General features: G+C 67.4%; 11 protein-coding genes, 2 tRNA genes and 1 pseudogene. 5 read left to right on the top strand and 9 right to left on the bottom strand.

What is annotated here, in order from left to right:
* Window positions 1-51 precede the first annotated feature (51 nt).
* The 4 genes from AC1DEY_RS13330 to AC1DEY_RS13315 form a co-directional block, all read right to left on the bottom strand.
* Window positions 52-711, bottom strand: a complete 660-nt coding sequence (locus tag AC1DEY_RS13330) for an ATP-dependent Clp protease proteolytic subunit (RefSeq protein ID WP_026266422.1) — start codon at window positions 709-711, stop codon at window positions 52-54.
* 38 nt (window positions 712-749) lie between these two features.
* Window positions 750-1,385 (bottom strand): ATP-dependent Clp protease proteolytic subunit, encoded by a 636-nt coding sequence (locus AC1DEY_RS13325; RefSeq protein ID WP_476868368.1) that lies wholly within the window; start codon window positions 1,383-1,385, stop codon window positions 750-752.
* Between the two features lie 237 nt (window positions 1,386-1,622).
* Window positions 1,623-3,017, bottom strand: a complete 1,395-nt coding sequence (tig, locus tag AC1DEY_RS13320) for a trigger factor (protein ID WP_476868345.1) — start codon at window positions 3,015-3,017, stop codon at window positions 1,623-1,625.
* A 68-nt stretch (window positions 3,018-3,085) separates the two neighbouring features.
* Window positions 3,086-3,160, bottom strand: a tRNA-Pro gene (locus AC1DEY_RS13315).
* 132 nt (window positions 3,161-3,292) lie between these two features.
* Between AC1DEY_RS13315 and AC1DEY_RS13310 the strand changes: the two genes are divergently transcribed.
* Window positions 3,293-3,363: transfer RNA gene (locus AC1DEY_RS13310), tRNA-Gly, on the top strand.
* A gap of 109 nt (window positions 3,364-3,472) precedes the next feature.
* On the opposite strand, the pseudogene AC1DEY_RS13305 reads toward AC1DEY_RS13310, so the two are convergent.
* From AC1DEY_RS13305 to AC1DEY_RS13295, 3 genes and pseudogenes are all read right to left on the bottom strand, one after another.
* Window positions 3,473-4,457, bottom strand: a pseudogene (locus tag AC1DEY_RS13305) (Fpg/Nei family DNA glycosylase).
* Window positions 4,457-4,948 carry a ribose-5-phosphate isomerase gene (locus AC1DEY_RS13300; protein ID WP_476868344.1) on the bottom strand — a complete coding sequence of 164 codons (492 nt, stop codon included), beginning with the start codon at window positions 4,946-4,948 and terminating at the stop codon, window positions 4,457-4,459. The pseudogene AC1DEY_RS13305 and the gene AC1DEY_RS13300 overlap by 1 nt, the downstream one beginning before the upstream one ends.
* 124 nt (window positions 4,949-5,072) lie before the next feature.
* On the bottom strand, window positions 5,073-6,074 hold the full coding sequence (locus tag AC1DEY_RS13295; RefSeq protein WP_476868343.1) for a hypothetical protein: 1,002 nt from the start codon (window positions 6,072-6,074) through the stop codon (window positions 5,073-5,075).
* 236 nt (window positions 6,075-6,310) lie between these two features.
* Between AC1DEY_RS13295 and pepN the strand changes: the two genes are divergently transcribed.
* Window positions 6,311-8,866: an aminopeptidase N gene (gene pepN / locus AC1DEY_RS13290; protein WP_476868342.1), complete on the top strand. Its 2,556-nt coding sequence runs from the start codon at window positions 6,311-6,313 to the stop codon at window positions 8,864-8,866.
* A gap of 85 nt (window positions 8,867-8,951) precedes the next feature.
* On the top strand, window positions 8,952-9,437 hold the full coding sequence (locus AC1DEY_RS13285; protein WP_476868341.1) for an OsmC family protein: 486 nt from the start codon (window positions 8,952-8,954) through the stop codon (window positions 9,435-9,437).
* A gap of 32 nt (window positions 9,438-9,469) precedes the next feature.
* Here AC1DEY_RS13285 and AC1DEY_RS13280 read toward each other — a convergent pair whose 3' ends face one another.
* Window positions 9,470-10,504 (bottom strand): NAD-dependent epimerase/dehydratase family protein, encoded by a 1,035-nt coding sequence (locus tag AC1DEY_RS13280; protein WP_476868340.1) that lies wholly within the window; start codon window positions 10,502-10,504, stop codon window positions 9,470-9,472.
* Between the two features lie 132 nt (window positions 10,505-10,636).
* On the opposite strand from AC1DEY_RS13280, the gene AC1DEY_RS13275 reads away from it, so the two are divergent.
* Both AC1DEY_RS13275 and AC1DEY_RS13270 read left to right on the top strand, forming a co-directional pair.
* A complete protein-coding gene (locus tag AC1DEY_RS13275; RefSeq protein ID WP_476868339.1) occupies window positions 10,637-11,296 on the top strand; it encodes a mechanosensitive ion channel family protein in 660 nt (219 codons plus the stop codon).
* A gap of 4 nt (window positions 11,297-11,300) precedes the next feature.
* Complete coding sequence (locus AC1DEY_RS13270) at window positions 11,301-11,759, top strand: globin (RefSeq protein ID WP_476868338.1); 459 nt, start codon at window positions 11,301-11,303, stop codon at window positions 11,757-11,759.
* A 13-nt stretch (window positions 11,760-11,772) separates the two neighbouring features.
* Here the strand turns inward: AC1DEY_RS13270 and AC1DEY_RS13265 are convergent, their stop codons facing one another.
* Window positions 11,773-12,432, bottom strand: a complete 660-nt coding sequence (locus AC1DEY_RS13265; RefSeq protein WP_476868337.1) for a DUF8185 domain-containing protein — start codon at window positions 12,430-12,432, stop codon at window positions 11,773-11,775.
* Between the last annotated feature and the right edge of the window lie 35 nt (window positions 12,433-12,467).

Below are 12,467 nucleotides of genomic sequence, written 5' to 3'. Positions count from 1 at the left end.
ACGCCGGTGCGGCCAAGTAAAGTGCCGCACCGGCGCGTCGCGAATTGCTGGTTAGCGCGCGATCGCCTGGGGCTTGATCTTGCGGGAATCCAGGACCTGGTCGATCAGGCCGTACTGCATGGCCTCGGCGGCGGTGAGGATCTTGTCCCGCTCGATGTCGTTGTTGACCTGTTCCGGCGTCCGGCCGGAATGCTTGGCCAGCGTGTCCTCGAGCCAGGAGCGCATGCGCATGACCTCGGCGGCCTGGATCTCCAGGTCGGAGGCCTGCCCGCCCTGTCCACCGGAGAGTGAAGGCTGGTGGATCAGGACACGGGCGTTCGGCAGTGCCAGTCGCTTGCCCGGCGTGCCGGCCGCGAGCAGCACGGCTGCTGCGCTGGCCGCCTGGCCGAGGCAGACGGTCTGGATCTCCGGCCGGATGTACGTCATGGTGTCGTAGATCGCGGTCATGGCGGTGAAGGAGCCACCCGGAGAGTTGATGTAGAGCGTGATGTCSCGGTCCGGGTCSGTGGACTCGAGCACCAGCAGCTGGGCCATGACGTCGTCCGCCGAGGCGTCGTCGACCTGGACGCCCAGGAAGATGATGCGGTCCTCGAACAGCTTGGTGTACGGGTCCTGGCGCTTGAAGCCGTAGGGTGTGCGCTCTTCGAACTGGGGCAGCACGTAGCGGCTGCTCGGCAGGTTGCCGGCAGTCGAACCGAAGTTGTAGTTCATGTTCATTGCTCCTGAATTCATTACTGTCTACGTGCCGGTCAGTTCTCGGTGGCTGTCGCAGCGCCGCTGTTGCCGGAGCCGTTGGCGTTGGTTCCGCCGCCGCCGGCCACGGATCCTGCGTGCGCCGCGATCTTGTCGAAGAAGCCGTACTCGAGGGCCTCCGGGGCCGTGAACCACTTGTCGCGGTCGTTGTCCTTGAGGATGGTGTCCACGGTCTGTCCGGTCTGGTCTGCGGTCAGCTCGGCCATGACCTTCTTCATGTGCAGGATCAGCTCGGCCTGGATCTTGATGTCCGACGCCGTTCCGCCGATGCCGCCGGAGGGCTGGTGCATGAGGATGCGGGCGTTGGGGGTGGCGTAGCGCTTGCCCTTGGTGCCCGAGGAGAGCAGGAACTGCCCCATGGAGGCGGCGAGSCCGGTGGCCACCGTGACGACGTCGTTCGGGATGAACTGCATGGTGTCGTAGATGGCCATGCCGGCGGTGACGGAACCGCCGGGTGAGTTGATGTAAAGGTAGATGTCCCGTTCAGGATTCTCCGCCGAGAGCAGCAGCAGCTGGGAGCAGATCGCGTTGGCGTTMTCGTCACGGACCTCGGAGCCGAGCCAGATGATGCGCTCTTTCAGCAGGCGGTTGTAAATGTAGTTATCCTGGGCTGCCGGATCGACCGTGGCCATCCGGGGCGCCCCTGCTTGCTGTGACATATGTACTTACCTCTCGCTGGCGACGGTGACGTCATTGGACGACATCACTGAACTTTCCTACAGCGACACTAACCGTTTTCACGCCCGCTTTGTTCGCTGGCGGCGGGCTGTTCGCTGACGGCGCACGTCCGCCGTCGCGGGGTTAAACGGGCGCCGGTTAAAACAGACGGCCCCCCGGATCGGTGATCCGGGGGGCCGTCAGCGCTAATGCTAGAACTTCACTGCTGCGGGGTCATCGCTCGGGGTGGCCTCGGCGGCGGTTTCTGCCGCGGGGGCTTCTTCCTCGACGGACTCAGCGGCCGGTGCGGCTTCGTCGCCGGGGCGGACGAAATCGCTCAGGTCAACCTTGTTGCCCTCGGAGTCGGTGACCTCGGCCTGGCCCAGGACGACGGCCAGTGCCTTGCGGCGGCGGACCTCGGAAACCATCATGGGAACCTGGCCGCTCTGATCGATGATCTGGGCGAACTGGTTCGGGTCCATGCCGTACTGGCTGGCGGTGGTGACGATGTAGTCGATCAGCTCGTTCTGGCTGACGTTGACTTCTTCCTTTTCGGCGATGGCGTCAAGGATGATCTCGTTCTGGAAGGCACGCTCGGTGTTGGCCTTGACCTCGGCGCGGTGCTCCTCGGTGTCGTGCTCGCCTTTACCGTGGGCGTTCTCGGCGTTGAAGTGCTGCTCGAGCTGCTCTTCGACGATTGATTCCGGGACGGGGACGGCGACGAGCTCAACGAGCTTGTCCAGGACCTTGTCGCGGGCCTCGACGCCCTGCTCAACAACCTTGGACTCGGCAGCCTGCTTGGCCAGGTCCTCGCGGAGTTCGGCCAGGGTGTCGAATTCGCTGGCGAGCTGGGCGAAGTCGTCGTCGGCGACGGGGAGCTCGCGCTCCTTGACGGCCTTGACGGTGACCTTGACCTGAGCGGACTCGCCGGCGTGCTCGCCGCCGACCAGCGTGGTGTCGAAGATGGCGTCCTCGTCGGCGCTGAGGCCGGTGACGGCCTCGTCGAGGCCTTCGAGCATGGTGCCGGCGCCAACCTGGTAGGACAGGCCGGAGGCGGAGTCAACCTCGGCGCCGTCGATCGAGGCTGCGATGTCGATCGTCAGGAAGTCGCTGTCGGCTGCCGGGCGGTCCACGGACTTCAGGGTGCCGAAGCGGCCACGAAGCTCGTCCATGGCCTTGTCGACGTCGGCGTCCGAAGACTCGGCGGCGGCAACCTCAACCTTGATGCCGGCGTAGTCCGGCAGTTCGATCTCGGGGCGGACGTCAACCTCGGCGTGGAACTTGAGCTCGCCGTCGGTGGCGGACGGGTCCGGAACCTCGGTGATCTCAACTTCGGGACGGCTCAGGGGACGAATGCCGGTTTCCTGCACGGCAGCCTGGTACCAGCCGTTGAGGCCTTCGTTGATGGCCGTCTCCAAGACGTAGCCGCGGCCGACGCGCTGGTCAATGAGCTTGGAGGGGACCTTGCCCTTGCGGAAACCGGGAACCTGGATCTGCGAAGCAACAGTCTTGTATGCCTCTGCGATGCTGGGCTTCAATTCCTCAAAGGGGACCTCAACATTGAGCTTGACCCGGGTGGGGGTGAGGTTCTCGACAGCGCTCTTCACAGTCTAAGTACTCCTGGTGTGGGGGGAATAGGGTTCTGCATTGCCACGTGCTGGCAGTGCTTGCAGAGTCGGGGTGACAGGATTTGAACCTGCGACTTCCTGCTCCCAAAGCAGGCGCTCTAGCCAAGCTGAGCTACACCCCGTAAGTGCACAGAACAGTCTACGGTCATACTGCGCCGATTTGCACATTTGACACCGGGGCCCTGAATTGGGTTTAGTTGTATCCGGCTTGAACAGCCGCCCGGAAGTTTTGCTGGAAATCCAGCATCGCCCCCGGGGACGTAGCTTAATGGTAAAGCCTCAGTCTTCCAAACTGATTACGCGGGTTCGATTCCCGTCGTCCCCTCTGAAATATGACGAAAAAGCCCCTCCACGGAGGGGCTTTTTTCATGCCTGTTTCATGCCTTGCGGCGCATATGCCGGATGGGGACTACTCAGTTGTGTTCAGGGGCTGTTCAGGCTTGCTGGCACTGCGGGCACCAGTACAGTTTCCGGGCACCGAGCTCCGTGAGCGCCACGGACGTGCCGCAGTCACGGCAGTCCAGGCCGTGCCGGCGGTAGACGAAGTGCGCCCGGTCCGGGTCCGGCAGTGCGTCCGGCAGCGCGCCGGCCTCGGTGTTCGGCACGGCGTCGCCGTGCCCGTCCCGGGGCGGAGTGTCCCAGTACTGCGGCGGCGTTGTGATGATCCGGCCGTCCCGGACGCCGTCGGACATCATGGCGGCGGTGTCGTCCCAGAGCCGGCGTGCCGCCTCCGGCGTCAGTCCGGTCCCGGGCAGCCAGGGGTTGAGGCGCTGCCGGAACAGCAGTTCCGCCCGGTAGACGTTCCCGACGCCGGCGATCACCTTTTGGTCCATGAGCAGCCCCGCCAGCGGGGCCCGTTTGGCCGTCACGCTGGCGGCAAATGCGTCCCGGTCCCCTGGTCGGTTGCCCAGCGGGTCCGGACCCAGGCGGGCGACGACGGCCGCGGCTTCGGCCGCGATGATCGCCTCGCAGGTAGTGGCGCCGCGCAGGTCCGCCCAGCCGTGCCCGCTCACCAGCCGGACGCGGACCGCGCCCACCGGTTCTGGTGGCCCTGTGTAGGCAGGCGACGCTGCACCAAACGACGGCCGGCCCCGCCGCGCTGCCGGCGTCATCGGCGTCGTACACCTCCCGCTCCCCCACCTTCCGGGGCGCCCCGATGCTGGACGCACCACGGAAGGTGGCATCCCCGCCGAAATTCCAGGCACCGTAGAGGCCCAGGTGGACGTGCAGGACCAGGCCGTGGTCGAACCCGAGGAACAGATGCTTGCCGTGGGCGGTCGCGGACGTCAGGACATGGCCGTCCAGCAGGGCGGCGCCGGGCGCGAACCTGCCTTGCGGGCTGGAGACCGAAAGCCTCTGGCCCGCGAAAACGTCACCGAACTGGCGGGCCAGCCGGTGGACGGAGTGCCCCTCCGGCACTACAGGACGACTTCGCCGGTGCGCTCGTAGGTGGCGATCTTGCCGATCCGGCGGACGTGGCGCTCGTCGTTGCTGAACGGCTCGGTCAGGAAGGCCTCGATGATGGCCGTTGCCTCATCGACGCTGTGCTGGCGGCCGCCGACGGCGACGACGTTGGCGTCATTGTGTTCGCGGGCGAGCTGGGCCGTGGAGAGGTTCCACGCCAGTGCCGCGCGCACGCCCTTGACCTTGTTGGCGGCAATCTGCTCGCCGTTGCCGGATCCGCCGAGCACGATGCCCAGGGCGTGGGTTCCGGCTTCCTGGTCCGCGACCACCGCGAGGGCGGCGTTGATGCAGAACGACGGGTAGTCATCCAGGGCGTCGTATTCCACGGGGCCGTGGTCCACCACGTCGTAACCTTTGGCGCTGAGGTGGCTGACGAGGTGGGCACTGAGCTCCATACCGGCGTGGTCGGTGGCAATGTGCACGCGGGGGAAGTCAGAAATGGTCACGGCTGTTCCGTTCAGTTGCGGCGCGGGGCGGCGGCCGGGGCGGTCGAGGTCTCGTCCAAGCCTACTAGGCCGCGTCTTCCGGGACGGTGCTGTGGCGGGCCGGGGGCTGGATCGGGCCGCCGTGTTACGTGGCCGGGGCCCCGCCGTTCCGCCGCGCCCTGTCCGCCACCCGGGAAAGCGTTTGGGCAATGTTGTCCGCCGTGGCGGCGCTACCGCCACTCACCGCGAGCCGGTGCCCGTCCGAGCGGTCGATGACCACCGCGGGGCCACTGCTGACCAGCAGCGCTGTGGTGTTGCCGTGGATGCGGTAGCCCCAGCCGCCGTAGTCCGCCGCCCTGACGTCCCTGGGCGTGGCGGCGTCGATAGCCGCGGCTGGAACATTCATGACACGGACGAAACCTGCCACGAAGACCCGCAGGCCGCTCCGGTCAACCCGGATCCGGGCCACCAGGAACGCCGCCGCCACCAGGGCTGCGGCCACCAGGAGGGCAGAGACCCACGGCACGGCAATGGTGAAGAGGGCCGCGGGCAAGAGCGTCGCGATGCCAAGCATGACGAAGATCGAACTGCGGGCATGGACCCAGAGACTGACCCGGTCCCTGGCCAATTCAGGATCCTGTTCGCGTTGGAGGGCCTGGCGGACGGCGAGGTCGTCATCGACAGACCAGCGTTCGTCTGCCTTGAAGACCATGCCCATGACGAAGCCCATGGCGAGGGCTGCGCCGCTTCCCAGGGCCAGGACCGAGGCGTCCACATGGGAGCCCCGCGCGTCGGGCAGTCCCAACTGTCCCACGAGGGCGGCGGCGAGGACGGTGGTGAGGAAGAGGCTCATGGCAAATCCGGCGCCCATCATGATCCGGCGCATCATCACAGGCCGGGACAGCGGCACGGCCTGCAGCAGCACGGCCCAGCCCACAACTACGATCAGCGCGGCACCGGCGCCCACGAAGGCGGTGAACGGCGCAAAGTCGACGGCACCGGCGTCGGTCCAGCGGATGGCCAGCGGCTCGGGGAGCTCCGGCCGCACCAGCAGCGCACACACCACGAATCCGGCGGCCAGCATGAGGGGGAAACCGATGGCAAAGCGCAAGGCCCTGGCATCGACTGAGTCCCGGATCTTTCCCATGACCCAACGCTACCCCGGCTGGGCATGGAGAGATCCAGAGACATGCCCGCAGGTCAGGCGGCCAACAGGAAGCGAAACGGAGGAACGGATGCGTTGCGGCTGGAGCGCCGGGAAAGACATTGTGAGCGGGCTAACTTGCCACGGGCGGCTGACGTGAAAGAATGATTTCACAGTATCGCCGGCGGCTGCGGCCGGCCGGCAGTATCCATCTTCTTCTGGAGGCCCCTTTGCCCGGTATGAACCTCACCCGCGCCGAAGCCCGCGAGCGCGCCACCCTGATCGACGTCGAGTCCTACGAGGTCAGCCTGGACCTGACCCGCGGCGAAAAAGTCTTCGGGTCCACCACGGCCGTGAAGTTCGCGGCCAAGCCTGGGTCCTCGACCTTCATCGACGCCGTGACCCACACGGTGCACAGCGTGAGCCTCAACGGCCGCGAACTCGACCCGGCCGAGGTCTCCGACGGCGTCCGGATCCAGCTCCCGGACCTGGAAGCCGAGAACCACTTGCTCGTGGTCGCCGATGCCCCATACATGAACACCGGCGAGGGCCTGCACCGCTTCGTGGACCCGGTGGACAACGAGGTCTACCTCTACACCCAGTTCGAGGTCCCTGATTCGCGGCGCATGTTTGCCGTGTTCGAACAGCCCGACCTCAAGGCCAGCTTCACCTTCACGGTCACCGCCCCCTCGCACTGGGACGTGGTCTCCAACTCCCCCACCCCGGCGCCGGTGGAGACCATCCCCGGCGCGGACGGGGGCGCCCGCTCCGTCTGGGAGTTCACGCCCACGCCGCGGCTCTCCTCCTACGTCACCGCCCTGATCGCCGGGCCATACCAGTCGGTGCGCAGCGAGGTCGTCTCGGCGGAGGGCCGGGTCACGCCGCTGGGCATCTTCGCCCGCAAGTCCCTCATGCAGTACCTCGATGCGGACAACATCTTTGAGCTCACCCGTCAGGGTTTCGAGTTCTTCGAGGCGCAGTTCGGCTGCCCTTACCCGTTCGAGAAGTACGACCAGCTCTTCGTGCCGGAGTTCAACGCCGGCGCCATGGAAAACGCCGGGGCCGTCACCATCCTGGAAGGCTACGTCTTCCGAGGCAAGGTCACTGACGCCCAGGTGGAGCGCCGCGCCATCACCGTGCTGCACGAGCTCGCGCACATGTGGTTCGGCGACCTCGTGACGATGCGCTGGTGGAACGACCTCTGGCTCAACGAGTCCTTCGCCGAATACATGTCCCACCTGGCCGCCGTGGAAAACACCGAGTTCGACCACGCCTGGACCACGTTCGCCTCGGTGGAGAAGTCCTGGGCGTACCGGCAGGACCAGCTGCCCACCACGCACCCGATCTTCGCCGAGATCAACGACCTCCAGGACGTCGAGGTGAACTTCGACGGCATCACCTACGCCAAGGGCGCCTCGGTGCTGCGCCAGCTCGTCGCCTGGGTCGGCCCGGAGGAGTTCATGGCCGGCGTGCGCGAGTACTTCAGCAAGCACGCCTGGCAGAACACCGAGCTCAGCGACCTCATGGCAGAACTCGAAAAGGCCAGCGGCCGCGACCTCGAAAAGTGGGGGCAGCTCTGGCTGGAGACCGCCGGCGTCAACACACTGACGCCGGAGATCTCGGCCGACGCCGAGGGCACCATCGGCTCCTTCGCCATCGTGCAGTCGGCGATCGAGAGCCAGCCGACGCTCCGCCCGCACCGGCTCGCCGTGGGCTTCTACAACCTCAACGGCGCCGGCAAGCTGGAGCGCGTACACCGCGTTGAGCTCGACGTCGACGGCGAGCGCACCGAGGTTCCGGCCCTGGCCGGCCTGGCCCAGCCTGACCTGATCCTGCTCAACGACGACGACCTCGCCTACGCCAAGGTCCGCCTCGATCCGAAGTCCCTCGCCACCGCCACGGCCCACCTGAAGGACTTCAGCCAGAGCCTCCCCCGCACCCTCGTGTGGGGCTCGGCTTGGGATGCGGCGCGCGACGGCGAATCCCCTGCCCGCGGGTATGTGGACCTGATCCTGGCCAACATCGCCGAGGAATCCGATTCCTCCGTGATCCTGGTCCAGCTCAGGCAGCTCGCCACCACGCTGACGTTCTACGTGGCCGAGGAGCACAAGGAGGCCACCACCGTGGCCGCGACCGACAAGCTGTGGGATCTCGCCTCGGCCGTGCCTGCGGGCTCGGACGCCCAGCTGCAGTTCGTGAAGTCCTACGCCCTGCTGGCCAGCAGCGCCGGGCAGCTGGACACGGTGTCCGGGCTGCTGGACGGCTCGCTCACCCTGGATGGGCTGAGCGTGGACCAGGACCTGCGCTGGGAACTGCTGGCGTCCCTCGTGGCAGGCGGCCGCGCCGGGCAGGAGCGGATCGACGAGGAACTGGAGCACGACAACACCTCCAACGGCCAGAACGCGGCGGCCCTTGCCAAGGCCGCGATCCCCACGCCGGAGGCCAAGGCCGCAGCCTGGGAATCGATTGTGGTCAAGGGCGATCTGTCCAACGCCCTGCAGGGTTCCGCGGTGGCCGGCTTTACCCGGGTCCTGGACACGTCCCTGCTCGAGCCGTACGCCGAGAAGTACTTCGAGGCCGTCCCGGGCATCGTGGCCAACCGCACCCACGCGCTGGCCTCGCAGATCGTCGTCGGGCTCTACCCGGCCCAGCTGACCACGCAGGCCACCGTGGACCGCACCGATGAGTTCCTGGCGTCACTGCCGGAAGGCAGCTCCGCGCTGCGCCGGATGATGCTGGAGAACCGCGACGGCGTTGTCCGCTCGCTGCGGGCCCGCCAGGCCGACGTCGGCTAGGAAAGCCGCCCCGAACCCCGGCAATCCTGGAGCCCCGGTGCCGCCCACGTGCGGCGCCGGGGTTCCCTCGTTCTAGGCTGGAGTCATGAGCCTTGACGAACACCGCTACGCGCTGACTGTCCGCTGGACCGGGAACCTCGGGGAGGGGACGTCCTCCTACCGCGGCTATTCACGGGACCATGACGTCGAGATCCCGGGATTGCCGGTGTTGCATGGCTCGGCCGATCCGACCTTTCACGGCGACCGCGAGCGCTACAATCCCGAACAGCTGCTTCTGGCCGCGCTGTCCCAGTGCCACATGCTCTCCTTCCTGCACGTGGCCGTGAAGCACGGCGTGGTGGTGACCGCCTACGAGGACCGGGCCGAGGGCCTCATGCGGACCAACCGGGACGGCAGCGGCCAATTCGAATCCGTCACGCTGAAACCCACGGTGACGGTGGCGGAGCCGGCGGCCCCGGAACTCCTGGAAGAGCTCCACGTCGAGGCCAACAAGGTCTGTTTCATCGCCCGCAGCGTCAACTTTCCGGTGCTGCACGAGCCCACGGCTGTGGTGGAGGGCCCGACGGACTGAACCCGGCCAGGTGGCACCGTCAGGTGGCAAGGTCAGGCGGCACCGTCAGCCTGCCCGACTGAAGCCTCCGCCCTGTACTCGGACACGATCCGGCGTTCGGTCTCCGCGCTCATCCCGGCCTTGCGTTCGCGGCCGAGCCCGCGGCGGCGTTCATCCGTCAGGGTGTCACGCAGCGTGTCCATCCAGGGCCGGAGGCGCAGCCCGGCGGCTCTGGCAGCGTCATTGCTGCGGGCCGCGAAGCCATCGTGGCCGGCCGGCAGCCACAGCGGCAGCGAGTCCGGGCCGGCCCAATAGTTCGCGCCGTGGGACGCCAGCCAGTCCTCGGGAGCGACAACCACCTCGGAGTCGGCGTCGGCGAGCTGACGCGATTCCTCAAGGTAGGCGGCAAACGGGACCGGTTCGCCGACGGCGTTCAGGGCGCCGACGGTTCCCTTTTCGGCGGCGGTGAGGATCCAGGCCGCGAGGTCGCGGACGTCGATGATCTGGGTGGCGTCGGCGGGGATGTCCGGGACCAGGACCGGATCGTCGTCCCGGGCAAAACGGGCAGGCCAGTACCCGTAACGGTCAGAGCCGTCCCCGGGTCCGCCGATCAGGCCGGCGCGGCACAGGTGTGCCTTGGCCCCGGCCAGCTCCCAGGTCCAGGACTCAATCGCGGACTTGGCCTCGCCGTAGTTCTCCATGCTCAGTTCCGTGCCCGGAGCCAGCGGCGGGAGCACCTGGGCGTCTTCGGAGGCACCGGCCACGGAATGATCGGCGTAGACCGAGCAGCTGGAGACGAAGGTCCAATGCCGGGTCGAGCCGGCCAGCGCCTCAAGGGCCTCACGCGCCTGCACGGGGTCCCGGGAGACATCGATCACGGCATCCCATCCGTCCGGGTCTGAACGGCCCGCCACCGGCGCGTAGGCGGCCTTCCCCTCCGAGCGGTCCGCCCGAACCCACGTGGCTCCGTCAGGCGGTGAAGAAATAGTCCCACGGGCCAGGCAGGTCACATCATGCCCGGAAGTCAGGGCCTGTCGGGCTATTTCGGCTGAGAGGAAGGCGGTGCCGCCAAGGACCAGGATGCGCATGGGGCAACGCTACGGCGCTAATGTTGAAGGAGACCAGAGTGTTATGCGACCGGCGAACGCCGGCCGCTACCCGGACGCCCAGCCCTGCTGCCGGCCGGCTGGGACGAAGCAACAAGGAGTTTTCCCCCACCGATGATCAGCCTGACCACCATCGAACCAATCACCGCCCAACAAATCGCCGCCGTCAATCTGCCGGGCGCCCTGATAGCCCTGGGGATCGGCGTCGCCGTGTGGCTGGTGGCGTCCTTCGTGATCGCCGGAATCACCAAGCGTGTCGCCGAGGGCAGCACATTCTTCAAGAAGCGGCATTTCCGCTGGGTGTCTCCCGCTCTGCGGGCACTGGACCACGAGCGCCGGGTCCAGCGGGCCCACACCATTGGCGCACTGCTCAACAGCGTTGTCGGCGTCCTGGTGGCCGTCCTCACCATCGTGTACGTGCTCAAATACCTGAACGTGGACATTGCACCGCTGCTGACCAGCGTCGGTATCCTCGGTATCGCCATCGGCTTCGGCGCCCAGCAGCTGATCCGCGACTTCCTGGCCGGCATCTTCATCACGCTCGAGGAYCAGTACGGGATCGGCGATGTCATCGAAACCTCCGAGGTGGTGGGCATTGTCGAGGCCATGAACCTGCGGATCACGCGCGTCCGGGCCGACGACGGCACCATCTGGTACCTGCGCAACGGCGAAATCCTGCGYGTGGGCAACCGTTCCCAGGGCCATTACATCGCGCCGWCTKCCCCGCCGGCCGAAGAGGCCGATTCCRCRCCGCAGCAGCAGGCCGGAGAATAGAGCCATGACGATTCCCAGCGCCGGCGAACCAGGCCAGCCCAGGCAGCTGCTGCAGAACGATCCGTTCAGCCAGCCCGGCTACACCGACAACTTCTATGACGCCGTGGGCGGCCATGAGACCTTCGTGAAGCTCATCGACGTCTTCTACGACGGCGTCGCGACCGATCCGCTGCTGCGSGCCATGTACCCGGAAGAGGACCTCGGCCCGGCCAAGCGGCGCTTCCTGATGTTCCTGGAACAGTACTGGGGCGGGCCCASCACGTATGGCGAGGAGCGCGGGCACCCGCGGCTGCGGATGCGCCACATGCCGTTCCGYGTGACGCCGGAGGCCAAGGAACGCTGGCTGTTCCACATGCGCGCCGCCGTGGACTCCCTGGAGCTTCCGCCCTTGTATGAGGGCACGCTCTGGGACTACATGGACCGGGCRGCCCTSTCCATGGTGAACAGCCCCTCSGAGGCCTGAGYSCGGACGCTGCCTACAGCCCGGTGCCGGTCCGGACCAGCACGTGTCCGCGGGTGCCGCTGAGCCGGAACCAGCGCCCCGCGCGGAAGAGCTTTTGTTCGCCGTCGGCCAGGAAGCCCAGGGTCAGCGCGGCGAACGCGGCTCCTGCCGGCAGGCCGCCGGCGTCGGGCAGTTCCCGGCCCCAGACGCTCGCGCGGGCGTTGTTGACGATCARCGCRCCCGGCTTGTCCGGGATGATCGCGGCGATTTCCCTGATGCCGGCCTCGGCAGCGTCCCTCAGGACGGGGTCCTGGAGGGTGCCRAGCAGTTCCCAGCCGGTCCGCGGCGCCCCGATCCCGGCCCACGACTCGCTGACGGTCACCGGCGGRACGGGGAGCTCGACGTCGTGCTCCCCCGCCCGGGCCAGACGGTCCAGCACGGCGGACAGCGGCACCGTCACGTCAGTGTCCGCCGGCTGTGCCAGCGCCATGGTCCGCAGTCCCAGGATGGTGGGGGTGGATTCGCCGAGGAGCCGGGGCCGCAGGACGCAGACGTAGGCGGCCAGGACCGGGCCCGCGGCCTGGAGCCGGATGGCGCCGTCGTCTATGGATYTRGCGCGCGTGGCGAAGGTGCGCAGGTCGGCGAGGTCGCGGGGATCGGTGAACTGCAGGGGCTGGGTTAGGACATCAGACACACTACCGACTCTACCGGCTGCGCTTCTTTGGAGCG

The sequence above is a fragment of the Arthrobacter sp. 05T47 genome, assembly GCF_056395825.1.
The sequence above is the reverse complement of the archived record's forward strand: the minus strand, read 5'-3'. Positions and strand labels throughout refer to the sequence as shown.

Bases quoted from the DNA above. Each gene is read 5' to 3' on its own strand.
- AC1DEY_RS13295 (WP_476868343.1), bottom strand. From the start codon at position 6,074: ATGGGAAAGATCCGGGACTCAGTCGATGCCAGGGCCTTGCGCTTTGCC.
- AC1DEY_RS13285 (WP_476868341.1), top strand. From the start codon at position 8,952: ATGAGCCTTGACGAACACCGCTACGCGCTGACTGTCCGCTGGACCGGG.
- pepN (WP_476868342.1), top strand. From the start codon at position 6,311: ATGAACCTCACCCGCGCCGAAGCCCGCGAGCGCGCCACCCTGATCGAC.
- AC1DEY_RS13280 (WP_476868340.1), bottom strand. From the start codon at position 10,504: ATGCGCATCCTGGTCCTTGGCGGCACCGCCTTCCTCTCAGCCGAAATA.